This is a genomic window from Xanthomonas sacchari, from assembly GCF_040529065.1.
Taxonomy (GTDB): domain Bacteria; phylum Pseudomonadota; class Gammaproteobacteria; order Xanthomonadales; family Xanthomonadaceae; genus Xanthomonas_A; species Xanthomonas_A sacchari.
This window is the reverse complement of the sequence record NZ_CP132343.1, coordinates 4,386,528-4,405,963: the sequence shown is the minus strand read 5'-3', so window position 1 is coordinate 4,405,963 and position 19,436 is coordinate 4,386,528. Positions and strand designations below refer to the sequence as shown.

The following is a 19,436-nucleotide window of genomic DNA, read 5'->3' as shown; positions in this document are numbered from 1 at the left end:
GAGGGTGGGCGGCGGAGAGAAGCTTCTCCGCCGGCCATCCAAACGCGCCGCGACGCCAGATGTGAGGCGCTCGGACCGCGCGGCACGCTCAGCGTGGCCCGCCGCCACCGCCGCGGCGTCCGCCGCCGCGCTGCTGCTTGCCCTCGGCGGCCTTCAGTTCGGCCTCGGTCGGCTCCGGCGGCGCCTCGCCCGGCTTCAGCGCGTTCACCTTGGTGCCGGGCTTGAGCCGGAACTGGCCTTCGGTGACCACCCGCTCGCCGGCCTTCAGGCCCTCGGTCAGCTGCACGTGGCTGTCGCCCACTTCCGCGCCCTGCTTCACCGTCTGCATCTTGACCGTGTTGTCGGCCTGCACCACGTACACGTAGTCGCCGTTGGGACCGCGCTGCACCGCCTGGGTCGGCACCACCACCCCGTCGGGCACGGTGCGCAGGGTCAGGCGCACGTTGACGAACTGGCCCGGCCACAGCGCACGGTCGTTGTTCGGGAAGACGGCGCGGACCTTGAAGGTGCCGGTGTCGGCGCTGATCTGGTTGTCGATCACGTCGACCTGGCCGTCGCTGGCGATGGGGTGGGCGTCGGTGCGGTCCAGCGCGGTCACCGGCAGCGGCGCCGCCGCCTGCGCCTGGCGCACGTCCTGCAGCTGGATCTCGGGCAGGTTGAAGGTCACGTAGATCGGGTGCACCTGGGTGATGGTGACGATGGTGCTGCTGGTGCTGACGATGTTGCCCACGTCCACGCCGCGGATGCCGGCGATGCCGTCACTGGGGGCGAGGATGCGGGTGTACTGCAACTGCACCTGCGCCGCGCGCATCTGCGCGTCGTTGGCGGCGACGGCCGCTTCGTACTGCGCCACCTGGTTGCGCTGGGTGTCCAGGTCGGTCTTGGCCACGTACTGGCGGTAGGCCGGCGAGTCGGAGCGCTGGAAGGTGGAGCGCGCGGTGGCCAGCAGCGCCTGGTTCTGGCGCTTGCTCGCCGCGGCCTGGTCGTAGCTGGCCTGCAGCGAACGCGGGTCGATCTGCGCCAGCAGCTCGCCCTTCTTCACTTCCTGGCCCTCGCGGAAGTTCAGGCTCATCAGCTGACCGCCGACCTGCGGGCTGACGGTGACGGTGCTCAGCGCGGTCACCGTGCCGGTGGCGGTGGCGTAGATCGGCACCGTCTGGCTGCTTGCGGCGACCACCGTCACCGGCACCGGCGTGTTGTCGCCGTCCTCGCCCGTGCCGTCGCCGCCGCCACCCTTGTGATGCCCGCCGCGCATGAAACGCATGCCCACCAGCACCACGGCCACCGCTGCGAGGATCAGCAGCGCAATCTTCCAGAAACGCGACATCCGGGGAAACTCCTGTGGCGAGGCGGGGTGGGGGACCCTCCCGCAGTGGCTGGTGCAAACGGTCGCGAAAGCATATCGCCGGCGCGTTGCGATTGGACCATGACTGAAGGGACAGACCCCGCGGGCGGGCAGGGCCGGTCGTCCGTTCTCGCAACGCACCGGCGGCGCATCGGTTGACACGGATTCGCAAGGGTTTTTTCCCCGCAGCCGGGTCCATGGCCGCCCCCTGCCGGCCGCCGATGCACTACAGTGACTGAACGCCCGTTGCGTCCCGATCTGGAGCCCTGCCATGCCGCGCCTGTCCCGCCTGCTGTCCGCCCTGCTGTTCGCCGTCCCCGCCCTGGCCTGGGCGCAGAGCGCCGAGCGCCCGGAGGTGACGGCCGCCGCGGCCAGGCTGCAGGCCAAGGTGGTGGAGTGGCGGCGCGACTTCCACCAGCACCCGGAGCTGTCCAACCGCGAGGAGCGCACCGCCGCCAAGGTCGCCGAGCGGCTGCGCGCGCTGGGCCTGAAGCCGCAGACCGGCATCGCCCATCATGGCGTGGTGGCCATCATCAAAGGCGCGCTGCCCGGGCCGAAGATCGCCCTGCGCGCGGACATGGACGCGCTGCCGGTGACCGAGCAGACCGGCCTGCCGTTCGCCTCCAAGGCCACCGGGCAGTACCGCGGCGAGACCGTCGGGGTGATGCACGCCTGCGGTCACGATGCGCACACCGCGATCTTGCTCGGCGTGGCCGAGGCGCTGGTGGCGATGCGTGCGCAGTTGCCGGGCGAGGTCATGCTGGTGTTCCAGCCGTCGGAGGAGGGTGCGCCGGGCAACGAGGAGGGCGGCGCCTCGCTGATGCTCAAGGAAGGCCTGTTCCGCGACTTCAAGCCGCAGGCGATGTTCGGCCTGCACGTGTTCTCCAGCGTCCAGGCCGGCAAGATCGCGGTGCGCGGCGGCCCGCTGATGGCCGCCTCGGACCGCTTCAGCATCAAGGTGATCGGCCGCCAGACCCACGGCTCGGCGCCGTGGAACGGCATCGACCCGATCGTGGCCAGCGCCGACCTGATCGGCACCGCGCAGAGCGTGATCAGCCGCCGCGCCAACCTGTCCAAGCAGCCGGCGGTGCTCAGCTTCGGCGCGATCAAGGGCGGCATCCGCTACAACATCATTCCCGACGACGTGGAGATGGTCGGCACCATCCGCACCTTCGACGAGGGCATGCGCCAGCAGATCTTCGCCGACCTCAAGACCGTGGCCGAGCACACCGCCGCCGCGCACGGCGCCAAGGCCGAGGCGCACGTGCCCGACCAGGACGGCAACCCGGCCACGGTCAACGACCAGGCGCTGACCGCGCGCATGCTGCCCAGCCTGCAGGCCGTGGTCGGTGCCGGCAATGTCTACGAACCGCCGCTGCAAATGGGCGCGGAGGATTTCTCGTTCTACGCGCAGCAGGTGCCCTCGATGTTCTTCTTCGTCGGCGCCACCGGCCCCGGCATCGACCCGGCGACCGCGCCCAGCAACCACTCGCCGCAGTTCCTGCTCGACGAAACCGCCCTTGATGTCGGGCTGCGCGCGATGCTGGAGGTGACGTTGGATTACTTGAAGCAGTGATTGGGGATTCGGGATTGGGGATTGGCAAGAGCGTGGGTGCGGCGGCGCGGGCTGAATCGTCATAGGTCCGGCCCGATTGACGGCCGTAGGAGCGGCTTCAGCCGCGACGGGCGTTACCGGGAAGTCGGTCGCGGCTGAAGCCGCTCCTACGCCATGCGGTGCTCGATCGCCCACTGTGGGAGCGACTTCAGTCGCGACGCACGAAGCCCTGAATCGACGCAGGCGCATCGACGCAAGCAGCGCGATGCGCTCCTGACAATCCCGAATTCCAACTCCCGAATCCCCGCCCCATACACCTGCCAGCCAGAACCCGCCCGCTACACTGCACCGCATGAACACCCCCCAGGATTCCAGCCTCGGCCGCGAGGTCGCCTATCCGTCGCAGTACGACCCCGCGCTGCTGTTTCCCATCCCGCGCGCCGCGGCGCGCACCGAGATCGGCCTCGATCCCGCGGCGCTGCCGTTCTTCGGCGTGGACCGCTGGCACGCCTATGAACTGAGCTGGCTCGATGCGCAAGGCAAGCCCTGCGTCGCCACGGCGACCCTGCAGGTGCCGTGCGCCTCGCCGAACCTGATCGAATCCAAGTCGCTCAAGCTCTATCTCAACTCGCTCAACGCGATGCGCTTCAACAGCGCCGAAGCGCTGCGCAGCTGCATCGTCACCGACCTGTCGGCACGCGCCGGTGCCGACGTGGCGATGGAATTCGGCCTGCCGCCGATGGACACGCTGGGCGAAGGCGAGTCGCTGGATGCGCTGGACATCGCCATCGACTGCTACGGTCCGCCGCGTCCGGACTTTCTGTCCGCCGCCGACGGCGAGGTGGTCGAAGAGACCCTGACCAGTGAATTGCTCAAGTCCAACTGCCCGGTCACCGGCCAGCCGGACTGGGCCTCGCTGCACCTGCGCTACCGCGGCGGCCGCATCGACCGCGAAGGCCTGCTGCGCTACCTGATCAGTTTCCGCGAGCACGCCGGCTTCCACGAGCAATGCGTCGAGCGCATCTTCCACGACCTGATGACGCACTGCCGCCCGCAGTCGCTGCAGGTGGAGGCGCGTTACACCCGCCGCGGCGGCCTGGATATCAATCCCTGGCGTGCGACCGCGGATGTGGCCGAACCGCTGAGCTTCCTGCGCGATCTGCGTCAGTAGGCACCTCCGAAATCGCGATTGCACCATCCGCCGCGACGCGCGACATCATCGACGCGGCCGGGAGTGCTGCAGTCGGGACTGAAGTCCCTCCCACAAGGAGCGCCCTGAGGGTAGCGCTGTCGTCAACTTCTCTTCGGCAGACCGCGGTTCGCGCAGTCGTCGGCGGGACGATGCGCTACAGAGCGATGGTGGCGTGTGTTCGCGGTCTCGCTGGCATGCACGGTGCCGACCTTTCGAGCGACACGTCTCGATGCGTTGGAAGGCTTGCGACGCGCCTGAACCGCAGCGGCGCAGTTCACGGCCGCGCGATCCTTTTTTAACAAATCCTGTGACACCGTGGCAGCGTCCCATCACGCAGGGAGCCACGCGATGAACAGCGACAAGCGCGCCGATTTTTCGGCAGTCACGGCCAAGGTGGACACCACCGCCGACGTCGTGCAGAAGCCGGACTTCTCCGCCGTGCAGAGCAAGGTCGACAGCACCGCCGAACAGGTGCAGCAGGTGTATGTGGTCAAGTCCGGCGATTCGCTGTCCAAGATCGCCAAGCTGCATTACGGCGACGGCAATGCATGGACGCGTATCTTCGAGGCCAACCGCGATGTGCTGGTCGACCCCGACAAGATCTATCCGGGCCAGACGCTCAAGTTGCCCGCCGGCGCCTGAGCCGCTGCTGCCGCCTCTCTTCGTTAATCCGACAGGAGTCTTCTACCGATGAAGAATCGCACGATGTCCTCGTTTTCGCCCCTCATGCTCGCACTGGTCGGCGCGTTGGCGCTGGCCGGCTGCAAGAAGCAGGAGCAACAGCAGACCGTGTCGCCCGATCCCACGTCGTCCGCGCCGACCGAGCAGATGCCGGGTCCCGCGGCTGCGCCGGCAGAACAGCCCGCGCCCGCTGCTGCTGGCGCCAATGCGGTGAACGTCGCCGCAGTCGCCGTCGGCAACACCGCCGCGGCCGACAAGTCGGTGGCGCCGCTGACCACGCTCGCCAGCAAGGACAAGATCATCGTGTCGGTGAAGACCGAGGGCTCGGCCACCAATGCCAACGTCGGCGCCAAGCTGGTGTTCCAGGACGGCCAGACCGCCGGCGAGCGCACCGAAACGCTCAACACCAGCGGTGCCGAGACCACCAACTTCGAGTTCACCAATCCCAAGGGCTGGCCGGCCGGCCAGTACAAGGCCGAGGTCACCGTGAACGGCCAGGCGGCGGGCACGCCGCAGACGTTCGAGGTGAAGTGATCCAGGGCTGAGCCCGGGTCACGGGTCGCACGCGCCGCCTCTCTCCCGGCACGTGCGACACGCTGGCGCAGCCGCGAGGCTGCGCCTTTTTTATGCGCGAGCCGATGCTCCGGCAGCACTGCCGACGTGGTGGAGGAAGAAGATGTGGGGGCTTCAGGACGCTCCGATCGCCTGGAAACCGTCGTAAGAGCGGCTTCAGCCGCGACCGGCCTTACCGGGAACGCCCGTCGCGGCTGCAGCCGCTCCTGCCACGGAGGCGCAAGCTGCATCCGGCGGATCAGCGGCGCCCTTCCATCCCGACGCACGTCCTGGACGATGCCTTGCCGTCCACTCGGCGGCGTCTGCGCGCACCACCGCTGGCCAGCACCGCGCTGCCGCGCACGGCGATCAATGCGTCGCGTGCAGCTCCAGCAGGCGCCCGCCGACCACCACCTGCCGCAGGCGCAGGTCGCTGTCCAGCACCACCAGGTCGGCGCGGGCGTCGGGAGCGATGCGGCCGCGATCGCCCAGGCCCAGGTAGTCGGCCGGAAACGTGGACACGCGCTGCGCGGCATCGGCCAGTTCCAGGCCCGCCTGCACCAGGTTGCGCAAGGCCTGGTCCATGGTCAGTGCGCTGCCGGCCAGCGAGCCGCTGGCCAGGCGCACGCAGCCGCCGCACTTGTGCACGCGCTGCTCGCCCAGTGCGTATTCGCCATCGGGCATGCCGGTGGCGGCGGTGGCGTCGGTCACCGCGTACAGCCGCGGGATGGCGCGCGCGGCCAGGCGGATGACCCCGGGGTGCACATGCTGCAGATCGGGAATGAGCTCGGCGTACTGCGCATGCGCCAGCGCTGCGGCGGCAATGCCGGGGCGGTAGTGGTCCACGCCGGTCATGCCGTTGAACAGGTGGGTGAAGCCGGACGCGCCGGCCTGCAGCGCCGCCACGCCGTCCTCGTAACTGCCGGCGCTGTGGCCGAGCTGCACGCGGATGCCCAGTGCGGTCAGCGCCGGAATCAGCGCGGTGTGCGCACCGATCTCGGGTGCCAGGGTCAGCACCCGGATTGGCGCCAGCGCGTGCCATTGCTGGACCTGGGCGAGGCTGGCCTTGATCGTGCGGTCGGGCTGCGCGCCCAGCCGCTGTGGGCTGATGAAGGGGCCTTCCAGGTGCACGCCGGCGATGCAGGCGGCGTCGGCATCGGGCGCGGCCATGGTCGCGGCGACGCCGCGCAGTGCGTGCGCGATCTCCTCGACGCCGGCGGTCATGGTGGTCGCCAGCAGGGTGGTGGTGCCGAAGCGCAGGTGGGTGCGGGCGATGCGCCGTGCCGCGTCGCCGCCCTGCATCAGGTCCACGCCGGCGGCGCCGTGCACGTGCAGGTCGACGAAGCCCGGCAGGATCAGCGGCAGCTGCGGATCGTCGCCGCCACTGTGGTCGTCCACCTGCAGCCGGCGCACGTGGGTGTCGAAGTGGACGTGGCCGCGGCGCCAGCCCAGCGGGGTGAGCAGGCGGCCATGCAGGGAACGCGTATCGGTCATGGCGCGGGCTCGGCGATGATCACCTCGATGCCCAGCCGCTGCAGCCCCTCGCGGGTGGCCTCGTCGATGCCGGCGTCGGTGATGATGGCGTGGATCTGGTCCAGGCGGGCGATGCGGTGCAGGCTGACCCGGCCGAACTTGGAGGCGTCGGTCAGCACCACGATGCGCCGCGCGCGCTCGACCATGCGGTGGTTGAGCCGCGCTTCGGCCTCGTCGTGGGTGGTCAGGCCGAACTGCAGGTCCAGGCCGTCCACGCCCAGGAACAGCGTGTCGAAACCGTAGGCGTTGAGGCTGGCCTCGGCCTGGCTGCCCTGCAGCGACAGCGACTGCTGGCGCAACTGGCCGCCGGTGAGCAGCACGTTGATGCCCGGCGCGTTGGCCAGTTCCCAGGCGATGTTGAGGCCGTTGGTCATCACCGTGACGTCGCGGTGCCCGCGCAGATGTCGGGCCAGGGTCATCGTGGTCGAACCGGAGTCGATGATGATGTTGGCGCCAGGCTGCACCATGCGCGCGGCACAGGCGCCGATCGATTCCTTCAGCGGCAGGTTCAGTGCGTCCTTTTCGTGGATGTCCTGCTCCTGCGGCGGCGTGCGCACCAGCGTGGCGCCGCCGTGGGTGCGGGTGGCCAGGCCCTGTGCCTCGAAATGGTTGAGATCGGCGCGAATGGTCACCGCCGACACGCCGAAGCGGTCCACCAGGTCGGCGACCTGCACCGTGCCGTGTTCGAGCAGTGACTGCAGGATCTGCTGGCGGCGGGAGCGGGTGTTGCGCATGGCCATTCTCGGATTCGCGGGCGACCGGCAAGATTAGCCGTTCGCCGCGACGCCGGCAGCCGCTTCGGCGTGCGGGGCGCGCGCGCCGGCGCGGTTGGCGCTGCAGGCGCGGGCGTATTCGCCCAGGCACAGGCCGATGCGGTGCTGGACCAGCGCCGCCGGGGTATTGGCGAGCTGGCCTGCGCGCACCGCGCGGTACTGCTCGGGCAGGAACTGGCTGAGCAGCACCGGCGGCGGCGCATGCGCTTCCAGGTTGGCGAACAAGGTCTCCACCGCCGCGCGCACCGCCGGCGCGCCCCAGTAGTAGCGGCAGCGGTCGCTGAAGGAATAGCGGCGCAGCAGGCGTTGCTGGGTCGCGTCGCCCGGATAGTAGGACTGCCAGGATCCGGGTTGCGCCAGCATCGCCGCGTCCAGCACCTGCGGCAGCTGCGAGCACTGCGCCGCGGGGAGCAGTTCGGCTTCGATCGCCGCCAGCGCGCACAGCGCTTCGCGATAGGCGAAGGTGGCGGCCGGGCCGACCTTGAGGATGGCGAAGTGGTCGCGCACCAGCGCGTGCAGCGCGTCCTCGCGCTGGTAGTCGGTGGAGTGCGCCTCGAACACGATGCGCGGCTGCTGCTCGAGGAAATCGGCCAGCGCAGCGGCCGCGGCCTGGTCGTAGTCGTGCACGCTGCTGTGGTCGAAATCCACGCCCGGCTGCACCACCAGCGCGATCACCCGCTGCCACGCCGCGCGCAGCGACGGCGTGTCGAAGGCCTGCCGGTGGATGGCCAGGGTCTGCGCGGCCGCGGCCGGCGTGGTCACCTGCAGGCCGCCGGCCAGCGAGGCTTCACCGCCGGGAATCGGCACCTCGGTGCCGATCACGTACACCGGTGGTGGCAGCCCATGTGCGGCAGCGGTGCGCTCGGCGATCTCGGCCAGTTCGGCCGACCGGGCGGCGACGATGGCATCGGGCAGCGGCACCGGGTCGTCGGCGCAGGCCATGCTGCAGTCCAGGTGGATCTTGTGGAACCCCGCAGCGACGTAGTGCGCGATCAGCACGCGTGCATGGGCCATGGCCTCGGCGGCCGGCCCCTTCTGCCAGGCATTCGGCCCGAGATGATCGCCGCCCAGGATCAGCCGTGCGCGCGGAAAGCCTTCCGTCTCGGCCAGTGCGCCGACGTAATCGCGGTACTGCGCCGGGGTCATGCCGGTATAGCCGCCGAACTGGTCCACCTGGTTGGAGGTGGCCTCCACCAGCAGCAGCGTGTCGTGGGCCAGCGCGACCTGCATCGCCGCGCGCAGCACCTGGTCGTTGCTGCAGCAGACGCTGTACAGGCCGACGTTGGCGCCGGCGCGATGGGAGGCGAGCAGGGTCTGCAAGGGCGACATGGACACTCCGGCGGCTCAGGAATAGGCGGGATGGCAGGCCAGCAGCGCGGCGCCGCGGGCGCCGCCGGCATCGCCGAAGCGCGGCGGCACGATCGGCGGCACCTGCACGCCGGCGAACAGGTGCGCGGCGATGGCCTCGGGCAGTTGCCGGTACAGCGGCGGGTATTGCGACATCCCGCCGCCGAGCACGATCACGTGCGGGTCCAGCGCCAGCACCACGGCGGCCAGGCTGTGGCCGAGCAGGTCGCGGTGGATATCCAGCGCCTGCTGCGCGCGCGCATCGCCGGCCTCGGCCAGGGCGATCACCGCGCTGGCGTCGGCGGCGTCGCTGCCGAGATGGCGCGCGATCGCCGCGACGCCGCTGCCGGACACGTAGCGCTCCACGCAGCCCTGCAGGCCGCAGCCGCAGGCGAGCAGCGGCAGGCGATGGCGCTGCAGCAGGTGCCCGGGCACGCTCCAGTGGCCCCATTCGCCGGCGATGCCGTTGCAGCCGGCGAGCAGGCGGCCCTGCACGCAGAAGCCGCCGCCGGCGCCGGTGCCGAGGATGGCGCCGAACATGCTGGGATAGCCGTCGGCGGCACCGCCGTGCGCCTCGGACAGCGCGAAGCATTGCAGGTCGTTGCCGATGCGCAGCGGACGCGGCAGCCGCGCCTGCAGGTCCTGCGCCACGCACTGGCCGGTTAGCGCCGGCACGTTCGCGCTCAACTGGCGGCCGCTGCGGCGGTCGCGCACGCCGGGCAGGGCGATGCCGAGCGCGCTGTCGTGGCGGCCGAGCGCGGCATCGGCCTCGGCCACCAGCGCCACCACCGCCTGCAGGAAGCCGGCGTAATCGCCCTGCGGCGTGGCCACGCGGTGACGCCACAGCACCTGCAGTGCGGCGTCGCAGGCCACCAGTTCGATCTTGGTGCCGCCGACGTCCAGGCCGTAGCAGGTGGGCGCGCCAGGCTCAGCCATGGTGGATGGTGACGCCCTGGACCACGCGGTTGACGGTGCCGTCGGGGAACGGGTTGTCCGGGGTCAGGCCGAGCGCGGCCGAACGCTGCAGCGCGAACAACTGCGCGAAGCCCAGCCACAGCGGCCCCAGCCACGGATCGTCCAGGCCGGCGACGGCGAGCGTGTGGTCGTCGCCGGTACCGATGTCCGCATGCGGACCGATCGCCAGCACCTGGCCGGCCACGCCATCGCGGCGCAGTTCGTCGAGCAGATCCTGTTCGTAGCGGCGCGCCAGCGGCTGCACGCTGCGCAGCATCACCACCAGGGTGCTGCGATCGAGCGTGGACTTGGGGCCGTGGCGGAAGCCCAGCGGCGTGTTGGCCAGCGCCAGCACGCGGCCGGCGGTGAGTTCCAGCACCTTCAGTGCGGCCTCGCGCGCCAGCGCTTCCAGCGGGCCGCTGCCAAGATAGATCACCCGCGCGAACGGGCGCTGCGCCAGCGCCGCCACGGCGCCGTCCCACTGCGCCAGGCCGTGGTCGGCCAGCTCCGCCAGCCGCTGCAGGCGCGCGCTGCGCGTTTCCCACGGCGCGCGGTCGAATACGCTCAGCGCCGCCAGCAGCATGCAGGTGAGGCTGCTGGTCATGGCGAAGGCGCGGTCGCAGCTTGCCGGCGGCATCAGCAGCGTGCAGGTGTCGGCGCGGCCGGCGCCGCGGCGGGCCAGTTCGCCATCGGCATTGCAGGTGATGTCGAGGAAGCGCGCCTCGTCCACGTCGCTGCGCACGCGCTCCACCGCGGCCACGCTTTCCGGGCTGGAGCCGCTGCGCCCGAACGACACCAGCAGGGTCGGCCGCGCGCGCTGCAGGTACAGCGCCGGATGGGTCAGCAGGCTGGTGGTATGCACCGCGCGCGCCTCGGCCGGCCACTGCGCATTGATCGCGTCGGCCACCATCTCGGCGATGAAGCCGGAACTGCCGGCGCCGGTGAACAGCACGCGCTGGTTCGGATCGGCGAGGCGGTCGCCGAGGAAGGCCTGCAGGCGGTCGCCGGCCTGCGCCAGGTCCTGCGCCAGGGTCCGCCACAGCGCCGGCTGCTGGGCGATCTCGCGGGCGGTAGCGGCCCCGCCCAGGCGCTGCCAGGCGGATGCATCGGAAAGCGGAAGGAGGTCCATGCGGTGGTTCCTGTTGGGCCAGCGCACCATCCGGCTTTTCTTTCGAAATGTCAAACATCGAAAGAAAAAAGAAAGTATTTGTCTGATGGGGCTTTTGCCCGGCTACAGCACATCAGAAACAAAAGAAATCGCATGATGGTGCTGTCGCAAAGGAGATTTGACCAATTCCGCCTAGCAAAAGAAAAGTATGGCGCGGCTTAAACTTTCGATTATCCAAAATAAATCTTGTTTTTTGCTTTCAATTTATTGACATCTTTCAAATCCCTGGCCTAGAGTCGGTGCAACGCTTTCGAAACGCCCGGGGAAACGGGTTTGGGGGTCGTGTGGAGAATCGCGTTCGTCGTTCGCCGCTGTTGCCGGCGATCGCGCTGCCGGCCCTGCTGCTGGTAGCCGCCAGCGCCGTGGCCGAACCGGTCGGCAACCTGCGCACGGTCGCCGCCAGCGCCAGCCGCGACGGCGTGCAGGGCTGGGACCTGCAGACCGACCGCGGCGTGCGCCTGCGCATCGAACTGCCGGCGGCCGACATCGTGCGCGTGCAGGCCGGGCGCCACGGCACGCTCACCGGTGCCGGCGACAAGGCCACCCCGATCGTGCTGCCGCAGCCCAAGGCCGCGGTGCAGGCGCAACTGGAAGACGATGCGCAGGAGCTGCGCGTGCGTACCGACGCGCTGGTGCTGCACGTGCAGCGGCAACCGCTGCGGCTGCGCCTGGAGCGGCTGGACCAGGGTCGCGCGGTCGCGCTGTGGCAGGAACTGCAGCCGCTGGACCTGGATGCCGCGCAGAGCGTGCAGGTGCTGTCCTCGCAGGCCGACGAGGCCTATTACGGCGGCGGCCAGCAGAACGGGCGCTACCAGTTCAAGGGTCGCGAGCTGGAGGTGTCGTATTCCGGCGGCTGGGAGGAGGGCGATCGCCCGAGCCCGGCGCCGATGCTGCTCAGCAGCCGCGGCTGGGGCATGCTGCGCAACACCTGGAGCGACGGCAGCTACGACCTGCGCCAGCCCGACCAGGCCACGCTGCTGCACCGCGAAGACCGCTTCGACGCCTACTACTTCGTCGGCGCCGACCTGCCGGCCCTGATCGAGCGCTATACCCGGCTGACCGGCCGCCCGAGCATGCTGGCGCGCTGGTCGCTGTCCTACGGCGATGCCGATTGCTACAACGACGGCGACAACGCCAGGAAGCCCGGCACTGTGCCCGACGGCTGGCATGACGGCCCCACCGGCACCACCCCGGACGTGGTCGACAGCGTGGCGCGGCAGTACCGCGAGCACGACATGCCCGGCGGCTGGATCCTGCCCAACGACGGCTACGGCTGCGGCTACACCAAGCTGCCGGAGACCGTGCAGGGCCTGGCCCGCTATGGCTTCCGCACCGGCCTGTGGACCGAGAACGGCGTGGACAAGATCGCCTGGGAAGTCGGCAAGGCCGGCAGCCGCGTGCAGAAGCTGGACGTGGCCTGGACCGGTAAGGGCTACCAGTTCGCGATGGACGCCAACCACCAGGCCTACGACGGCATCCTCGCCAACTCCGATGCGCGCCCGTTTCTGTGGACGGTGATGGGCTGGGCCGGCATCCAGCGCTACGCGGTGGCCTGGACCGGCGACCAGAGCAGCAGCTGGGACTACATCCGCTGGCACGTGCCGACCCTGATCGGCTCCGGCCTGTCGGGCATGGCCTACGCCGCCGGCGATGTCGATGCGATCTTCGGCGGCAGCGCCGAGACCTTCACCCGCGACCTGCAGTGGAAGGCCTTCACCCCGGTACTGATGGGCATGAGCGGCTGGTCGTCGAACGCGCGCAAGCATCCGTGGTGGTACGACGAGCCGTACCGCAGCATCAACCGCGATTACCTCAAGCTGAAAATGCGCCTGACCCCGTACATGTACGGCCTGGTGCACGATGCCGCGCAGACCGGCGCGCCGCCGGTGCGCGGGCTGATGTGGGAGGACCCACGCGATCCGCACGCACAGGACGAGACCTACAAGAACCAGTTCCTGCTCGGCCGCGACCTGCTGGTGGCGCCGGTGTACCGCAGCCAGGCGGCCAGCCGCGGCTGGCGGCGCGACATCCATCTGCCGGCCGGCGGCTGGATCGACTACTGGGACGGCCGCCGCGTGCAGGCCGGCGCCGACGGCCGCCAACTTGATCGCCAGGTCGACCTGGCCACGCTGCCGCTGTTCGTGCGTGCCGGCGCGATCCTGCCGATGTACCCGGCGATGCTGTACGACGGCGAGAAGCCGCTGGACGAGGTGACCTTCGACCTGTATCCGCAGGGGACGTCGCAGTACACGCTGTACGAGGACGACGGCAACACCCGCCGTTACCAGCAGGGCGAGTCCAGCACGCAGGTGGTGCGCATGCAGGCACCGGCGCAGGGCAGCGGTCCGGTGCAGGTATGGATCGATCCGGTGCAGGGCCGCTACGCCGGACAGCTGCCGCAGCGCCGCTATGCCTTGCGCGTGCTCGCGCGGCAGGCGCCGCGGTCGGTGCAGGTCGGCGAACGCGCACTGCCGACGGTTGCCGACGCCGCGGCCTTCGCCCAGGCCAGCGAAGGCTGGTACTTCGACCCCAAGGAGCGCCGCGGCACCGTGCACGTGCGCACCGCCGTGCAGGACATCCGCCAGCCGTTGCAACTGCGGCTGGACTTCCCGGTCGCCGCCGCTGCGGCCGACGACGCCTATCCGCCGGCGCCGGAGCTGGGCCGCGCGCTGCCCGCCGACAGCCTGCTGGTGGTCAACCGCCCGGCCGAAGAGCCCGGGCACCCGCTGGAGAACGCCTTCGACGACGACCCGGGCACCTGGTTCCGCAGCGTGCGCAACCAGGCCGTGCGCACCGGCGCGCACGAATGGGTGATCGGTTTCGGCGAGCGCAAGATGATCGACGGCATCGAGCTGGCGCCGCGCAACGACAAGAACTGGAAGCACGGCCAGGTGCGCGACTACGAGGTCTACCTGGGCGACAGCAACGGCGAGTGGGGCGAGCCGGTGGCGCGCGGTCACCTGCGCCTGCAGGAGGGCGTGCAGCGCATCGACTTCCCGGCGCACGCCGGCCGCCTGCTGCGTTTCCGCGTGCTGAGCGTGCAGAACCCCGAGGGCGACGGCGCCGACAGCAACGACCCGATGGTTGTCGCCGCGCAGCGCCGGCCGCGCGCCTTCGATGCGCTGCAGCCGCGCGACGTCGGCCCGATCGCGCTGTCCACCTTCCACATCCTCGAGCACCCGGCGCCGGAGCGGCCGGCGCAGCAGCGTTACTTGTCCGAGCTGGCGCTGCCGGCGGCGCTGGCCGGTCGCGTGCGCGCCGACCAGGCCTTGCGCGGCGATGCCGGCATGCGCATGAACGGCCTGCAGTTCCGCCGCGGCCTGGGCGTGGGCGCCGACAGCCGCCTCGACCTGCGCCTGCACGGCGACTGGCGCCTGCTGCGCGCCGACCTGGGCATCGACGACGCCTGCCGCAGCGCCGGCGGCCTGCAGTTCCAGGTCTGGGGCGATGGCCGCCTGCTCTACGACAGCGGCCTGGTCAGCGCGCCGGGCGTGGTCAAGCCGGAACTGGACATCCGCGGCCTGTCCACGCTGAGCCTGCGCACGCTCGGCGCGCAGGGTCCGCAGCCTGCCCAGGTCTGCGCCAATTGGGCCAACGCCGTACTGATCGGTCAGGAGGGCGACACCGCCAGCTTCGTCGCCCCATGACCGCCCCGTAACACCGCTCCTCCCCGCCTTTCCCGACTGCGGCCGCCTGGCCGTGGCCCGGGAGCGCTTTGCCCGCCGATTCCGCGTTCGCGCCGCACCCTGCCAGGAGAGAACCCCGATGTTGCCCGCCCGTCACCGCCATCCCCGCTGTCGCCCGCTCGCTCCGTTGACCCTGGCCATCGCCGGTGTCCTGCTCGCCGCCCTGCAACCCGCCGCCGCGCAGGACAGTCAGGCCGCCACCGACCTGGCCCGGGTCGAGGTCACCGGCTCCAACATCCGCCGCACCGACGTGGAGACCGCCTCGCCGGTGCAGGTGATCAGCAAGCAGGACATCCAGGCGATGGGTGCGCGCACGTTGCTGCAGGTGCTCGACAACCTGCCGGCGGCGCGGCCGGCGCAACAGGACGCGCGCTCGCTGTTCACCGGTTCCGATGGCGCCTCGCAGGCCAATCTGCGCGGCCTCGGCGCGCAGGGCACGCTGGTGCTGTTGAACGGCCGCCGCCTGTCGTACTACGGCGCGCCGGCCGGCTTCCAGACCCAGTTCGTCAACATCGATGCGATCCCGGCCGCGGCGATCGAACGCATGGAAGTGATGACCGACGGCGCCTCGGCGGTGTACGGCACCGACGCGGTGGCCGGCGTCATCAACGTGATCACCAAGCGCAACTTCCAGGGCGCGGAGATCAATTTCAGCAACGACACCTCCACCCGCATCGAGTCCTACGGCGAACACCAGGCCAGCATCACCGCCGGCTTCGGCGACCTCACAGAGAACCGCTTCAACGTCTATGGCGCGGTCAACGTGTACCGGCGCGACGCGATCCCGCTGCGCGACTTCTACGACAAGCGCCCGGCGCAGTACTACGTCAACAATCCCAACTACCTGACCAACCTGCGCCTGGGCGTGGGCAGCAAGCCGGGCCAGTTCAATCCGGGCAGCTACTTCGCCTTCGACCCGGTCACCGGGCGCCGCGTGCAGGAAGCCGCACCGGGCTGCCAGAACGTCCTGACCAGCGAGGCCGCCGGCCCGCGCTGCGTGTGGGAAACCTGGTTGAACAACGAGATCGACGCCGGCGCCAAGTCCGAGCGCAACACCGCCTACCTCAACGGCACCTTCCTGGTCGGCGCCAGCACCGAACTGTTCGCCGAGGCCACCTACACCGACATCGACCTGCGCGCCAACGGCGGCACCCCGCGCGCGTTCAACACCACCACCGGCAACCCCACCAGCTGGTTCTCGCGCAACACCGGCAACACCGTCAACCAGTTCCTGTATCCGTTCCTCGGGCCCAACAACGAGTACAACCATGCCAGCCCGCAGTTGAAGGCGATGATGGGTGGCGTGGTCGGCCTGCAGTACCTGCTGCAGGACGCCGGCCCCGACTACTTCGGCCAGCGCAACACCGACCAGAGCTACCGCGTGCTCGGCGGCGCGCGTGGCAGCCTCGGCGACTGGAACTGGGAAACCGCCTTCGCCACCGCCGGTACCCATTCGGTCACCTACCAGACCGTCAACGTCAACGTGAAAGGCTTCGAGAAGGCGTTCGGCCCGTTCACCATCGACCCGGGCACCGGCCGGGTGATCATCTCCGACCACCCGGCGTACAGGTTCGGCGAGATCAGCGCCGCCAACGCCGCGCTGATCCGCGAGGCCTTCCCCACCTTCGACATCGAATCGTGGACGCGCCTGCACACCCTCGACGGCAAGATCGAAGGCCTGCTGTTCCAGTTGCCGGCCGGCGAGATGCGCGCCGCGTTCGGCTTCAACGCCAGCCGCGAGACCTTCTACACCCCGGGCAACCCGGACGCGGCCAACGGCCTGATCACCCAGCAGGGCGGCTCCTGGTTCGACGGCAAGCGCAACACCTATGCGTTGTTCGCCGAGACCGTCGCGCCGATCACCGACAAGCTGGAACTCGACGCCGCGTTGCGCGCCGACAAGTACCCGAACTTCAGCACCAACCTCGCGCCCAAGGTCGGCTTCAAGTACCAGGCCTTCGAGCAACTGCTGCTGCGCGGCACCTATTCCACCGGCTTCCGTGCGCCGAGCCTGGCCGAGTCCGGCAGCGGCGGCGTCTATGCGCAGCTGGGCGGCTACCGCGACGAGGTGCGCTGCGGCGAGACCAACGCCATCGCCAACCTGCTGCTGCAGTCGCGCCGCAGCGGCGACGTGGACTTGGGCAAGAGCCTGCTCAATGCCGACTGCAGCCGCACCGTGGCGCGCATGACCCAGCCGAACCCGGACCTGAAGCCGGAGAAGGCCAAGATCGCCACGCTCGGCTTCGTCTACGAGCCGGCCAACTGGCTGTCGGTCTCGGCCGACTACTGGTTCATCTACCGCGACAACGAGATCGTCGTCCCGGACTACCGCCGCGCCGGCGACATCACCGCCATGACCCGCTCGCCGATCAGCGACAGCGACCGCGCCAACCTCGCGCAGTTGGCGGCGATGTGCGCCGATCCGGCCAGCGGCGTGGCCTGCCCGGGCACGCTGCCGGGCTACAGCGTGGGCAATGTCGCCAGTGTGGTCGGCCAGTACCGCAACCGCGGCAAGACCCTGGTCGACGGCTTCGACATCGACGCGCGCAGCCGCTTCTCTCTCGGCCGGTGGGGCGGGCTGAACATCGGCCTGGCCGCCACCATCGCCAACCGCAACCGCTTCTACATGGACCAGGACAGCGGCTGGTACTACGGCGACGTGGTCGGCTACTACAACAACCCGCGCCTGCGCGCCACGCTCAACGCCGACTGGACCTACCGGCAGGTCACCACCAGCATGTTCGTCAACTACGTCGGCGGCACCAAGTGGGCCACCGACCGGATCGATGCCGAGGACAACAACCCGCAGACCTGTACCGCCGGCTACCTCAAGCTGCAGCCGAGCAAGTGCGATGGCGCGCCGTCGTGGTGGACCGCCAACCTCAGCGTCACCTGGCGCCCGGACGACGCCTGGAACCTGAGCTTCACCGTCAAGAACCTGTTCGACCGCCTGCCGTTCTACGATCCGAACAGCTTCCTGGGCGATTCCAGCGACTACGCCACCATCTTCGGCCGCGGCTACAGCGTGACCATCGGCTACCGCTTCAAGTGAGCGCACCTGCAGCAGCATGCGTGCCGGCCGACGCCGGCGCGCCTCCAAGAGGAGACCACACCGCATGAAACGACGCGACTTCATGGCCGCCGGCGCTGCCATCGCCGCCAGCAGCCTGCTGCCGCAGACACCGGCCTGGGCGCGCAAGCGCACCCTGCGCCTGGCCATGATCGGCACCGGCATGCGCGGCCAGGTACTGCTGACCGAACTGCTGCGCCGCGACGACGTGGACCTGGTCGCCCTGTGCGACGTCGAGCCGATCATGCTCGACCGCGCCATGGCCATGGTCGCCAAGGCCGGCAAGCCCGCACCCACCGCCTACGGCCAGGACCGCGACGCCAATGCATGGAAGCGCGTGCTGGCGCACAAAGGCCTGGATGGCGTGATCGTGGCCACGCCCTGGGAGTGGCATGCGCCGATGGCGATCGCGGCGATGCAGGCCGGCGTGGCGGTCGGCTGCGAAGTGGTGGCCGGCATCACCCTGCAGGATCACTGGGACGTGCTCAACGCCCAGCTTGCCACCGGCACCCCGTACATGCTGCTGGAGAACGTCTGCTACCGCCGCGACGTGATGGCCGCGCTGCAGATGGTGCGGCAGGGCCTATTCGGCGAACTGGTGCACCTGCAAGCCGGTTACCAGCACGACTTGCGTGGGGTGAAGTTCAACTCCGGCGACCCGGACCAGCCCTACGACAGCGGCGTGGAGTTCGGTGCCAAGGGCTGGAGCGAAGCGCGCTGGCGCACCGCGCATTCGGTGCAGCGTAACGGCGAGCTGTACCCCAGCCACGGCATCGGCCCGTGCGCGATGTACGCCGGCATCAATCGCGGCAACCGCTTCACCCACCTCAACGCCTTCGCCAGCAAGGCCCGCGGCCTGCACGACTACACCGTGGCCAAGAGCGGCGGCAGCACCCATCCCAGCACGAAGGTGGCGTTCAAGCTGGGCGATGTCGTCACCACCACCCTGGCCTGCGCCAACGGCGAGACCATCCTGCTGCAGCACGACACCTCGCTGCCGCGTCCCTACTCGATGGGGTTCCGCGTGCAGGGCACCAAGGGCCTGTGGATGGACCTCAACCAATCGATCCATCTCGAGGGCCGCAGCCCACCGCACCAATGGGAAGCGTTCAAGCCCTACCAGGACCAATACGAACACCCGCTGTGGACGCGCTACGCCGCCACCGCCGCTGGCGCCGGCCACGGCGGCATGGACTGGTTCGTCATCCATGCCTTTGTCGAAGCACTGAAGGCGAGGGCACCGATGCCGATCGACATCTACGACGCCGTGACCTGGAGCGCGATCACCCCGCTCTCCGAACAGTCGATCGCCGGCGGCTTCCAGACCGTGGCCTTCCCGGATTTCACCGCGGGCGCGTGGCGCCAGCGCACGCCGATCTTTGCGTTCGACGGCGCGTATTGAGCGGGATGCCGTGGTGGCATACGGTCGCGACGCCGGGCATTGCCCGGCGTTTTCCGTTCTGGCGCTGCGGGTATCGGCGCTCGGTGCCATTGCAGCGCGAATGGACGACGAACCCCCGCGCTTTGCCCGCAGCCGGCAGACACGCGACAATGGACGGCCGATGTCCGGCGGTTGGCGG

The 19,436-nt window shown here is 69.9% G+C and carries 14 protein-coding genes; 8 read left to right on the top strand and 6 right to left on the bottom strand.

Annotated features, from left to right (window positions below):
* Positions 1-88: 88 nt before the first annotated feature.
* Positions 89-1,327: an efflux RND transporter periplasmic adaptor subunit gene (locus tag RAB71_RS18655; RefSeq protein ID WP_010341584.1), complete on the bottom strand. Its 1,239-nt coding sequence runs from the start codon at positions 1,325-1,327 to the stop codon at positions 89-91.
* Positions 1,328-1,616: 289 nt separating this feature from the next.
* Between RAB71_RS18655 and RAB71_RS18650 the strand changes: the two genes are divergently transcribed.
* From RAB71_RS18650 to RAB71_RS18635, 4 genes are all read left to right on the top strand, one after another.
* Positions 1,617-2,921: a M20 family metallopeptidase gene (locus RAB71_RS18650; RefSeq protein WP_010341583.1), complete on the top strand. Its 1,305-nt coding sequence runs from the start codon at positions 1,617-1,619 to the stop codon at positions 2,919-2,921.
* A gap of 331 nt (positions 2,922-3,252) precedes the next feature.
* Complete coding sequence (gene queF / locus RAB71_RS18645; RefSeq protein ID WP_010341582.1) at positions 3,253-4,071, top strand: NADPH-dependent 7-cyano-7-deazaguanine reductase QueF; 819 nt, start codon at positions 3,253-3,255, stop codon at positions 4,069-4,071.
* Between the two features lie 369 nt (positions 4,072-4,440).
* Positions 4,441-4,734, top strand: a complete 294-nt coding sequence (locus tag RAB71_RS18640; RefSeq protein WP_010341581.1) for a LysM peptidoglycan-binding domain-containing protein — start codon at positions 4,441-4,443, stop codon at positions 4,732-4,734.
* A 48-nt stretch (positions 4,735-4,782) separates the two neighbouring features.
* Positions 4,783-5,307, top strand: a complete 525-nt coding sequence (locus RAB71_RS18635) for a hypothetical protein (RefSeq protein WP_010341580.1) — start codon at positions 4,783-4,785, stop codon at positions 5,305-5,307.
* Positions 5,308-5,694: 387 nt separating this feature from the next.
* Here RAB71_RS18635 and RAB71_RS18630 read toward each other — a convergent pair whose 3' ends face one another.
* From RAB71_RS18630 to RAB71_RS18610, 5 genes are read right to left on the bottom strand one after another with little or no spacing between them, the layout of a single operon-like run.
* Positions 5,695-6,819, bottom strand: coding sequence for an N-acetylglucosamine-6-phosphate deacetylase (locus RAB71_RS18630; RefSeq protein WP_010341579.1), 1,125 nt, complete (start codon positions 6,817-6,819; stop codon positions 5,695-5,697).
* Positions 6,816-7,592 carry a DeoR family transcriptional regulator gene (locus RAB71_RS18625; RefSeq protein ID WP_010341578.1) on the bottom strand — a complete coding sequence of 259 codons (777 nt, stop codon included), beginning with the start codon at positions 7,590-7,592 and terminating at the stop codon, positions 6,816-6,818. The genes RAB71_RS18630 and RAB71_RS18625 overlap by 4 nt, the downstream gene beginning before the upstream one ends.
* A 33-nt stretch (positions 7,593-7,625) precedes the next feature.
* Positions 7,626-8,960 (bottom strand): D-tagatose-bisphosphate aldolase, class II, non-catalytic subunit, encoded by a 1,335-nt coding sequence (locus RAB71_RS18620; RefSeq protein ID WP_010341577.1) that lies wholly within the window; start codon positions 8,958-8,960, stop codon positions 7,626-7,628.
* Positions 8,961-8,975: 15 nt separating this feature from the next.
* Positions 8,976-9,914 (bottom strand): ROK family protein, encoded by a 939-nt coding sequence (locus RAB71_RS18615; protein ID WP_010341576.1) that lies wholly within the window; start codon positions 9,912-9,914, stop codon positions 8,976-8,978.
* Positions 9,907-11,061, bottom strand: coding sequence for an SIS domain-containing protein (locus RAB71_RS18610; RefSeq protein ID WP_010341575.1), 1,155 nt, complete (start codon positions 11,059-11,061; stop codon positions 9,907-9,909). Before RAB71_RS18610 ends, RAB71_RS18615 begins: the two co-directional genes overlap by 8 nt.
* Here RAB71_RS18610 and RAB71_RS18605 point away from each other — a divergent pair.
* From RAB71_RS18605 to RAB71_RS18590, 4 genes are all read left to right on the top strand, one after another.
* Positions 11,060-11,197, top strand: a complete 138-nt coding sequence (locus RAB71_RS18605) for a hypothetical protein (RefSeq protein WP_156148525.1) — start codon at positions 11,060-11,062, stop codon at positions 11,195-11,197. The genes RAB71_RS18610 and RAB71_RS18605 overlap by 2 nt on opposite strands.
* Positions 11,198-11,384: 187 nt before the next feature.
* On the top strand, positions 11,385-14,747 hold the full coding sequence (locus tag RAB71_RS18600) for a TIM-barrel domain-containing protein (protein WP_029561903.1): 3,363 nt from the start codon (positions 11,385-11,387) through the stop codon (positions 14,745-14,747).
* Between the two features lie 118 nt (positions 14,748-14,865).
* On the top strand, positions 14,866-17,838 hold the full coding sequence (locus RAB71_RS18595; RefSeq protein ID WP_029561902.1) for a TonB-dependent receptor domain-containing protein: 2,973 nt from the start codon (positions 14,866-14,868) through the stop codon (positions 17,836-17,838).
* Positions 17,839-17,902: 64 nt separating this feature from the next.
* Positions 17,903-19,258, top strand: a complete 1,356-nt coding sequence (locus RAB71_RS18590; RefSeq protein ID WP_010341572.1) for a Gfo/Idh/MocA family protein — start codon at positions 17,903-17,905, stop codon at positions 19,256-19,258.
* Positions 19,259-19,436: the final 178 nt, after the last annotated feature.

Coding starts and splice junctions, on each gene's coding strand:
- RAB71_RS18655 (WP_010341584.1), bottom strand. CDS start 1,327: ATGTCGCGTTTCTGGAAGATTGCGCTGCTGATCCTCGCAGCGGTGGCC.
- RAB71_RS18650 (WP_010341583.1), top strand. CDS start 1,617: ATGCCGCGCCTGTCCCGCCTGCTGTCCGCCCTGCTGTTCGCCGTCCCC.
- queF (WP_010341582.1), top strand. CDS start 3,253: ATGAACACCCCCCAGGATTCCAGCCTCGGCCGCGAGGTCGCCTATCCG.
- RAB71_RS18640 (WP_010341581.1), top strand. CDS start 4,441: ATGAACAGCGACAAGCGCGCCGATTTTTCGGCAGTCACGGCCAAGGTG.
- RAB71_RS18635 (WP_010341580.1), top strand. CDS start 4,783: ATGAAGAATCGCACGATGTCCTCGTTTTCGCCCCTCATGCTCGCACTG.
- RAB71_RS18630 (WP_010341579.1), bottom strand. CDS start 6,819: ATGACCGATACGCGTTCCCTGCATGGCCGCCTGCTCACCCCGCTGGGC.
- RAB71_RS18625 (WP_010341578.1), bottom strand. CDS start 7,592: ATGCGCAACACCCGCTCCCGCCGCCAGCAGATCCTGCAGTCACTGCTC.
- RAB71_RS18620 (WP_010341577.1), bottom strand. CDS start 8,960: ATGTCGCCCTTGCAGACCCTGCTCGCCTCCCATCGCGCCGGCGCCAAC.
- RAB71_RS18615 (WP_010341576.1), bottom strand. CDS start 9,914: ATGGCTGAGCCTGGCGCGCCCACCTGCTACGGCCTGGACGTCGGCGGC.
- RAB71_RS18605 (WP_156148525.1), top strand. CDS start 11,060: ATGCGGTGGTTCCTGTTGGGCCAGCGCACCATCCGGCTTTTCTTTCGA.
- RAB71_RS18610 (WP_010341575.1), bottom strand. CDS start 11,061: ATGGACCTCCTTCCGCTTTCCGATGCATCCGCCTGGCAGCGCCTGGGC.
- RAB71_RS18595 (WP_029561902.1), top strand. CDS start 14,866: ATGTTGCCCGCCCGTCACCGCCATCCCCGCTGTCGCCCGCTCGCTCCG.
- RAB71_RS18590 (WP_010341572.1), top strand. CDS start 17,903: ATGAAACGACGCGACTTCATGGCCGCCGGCGCTGCCATCGCCGCCAGC.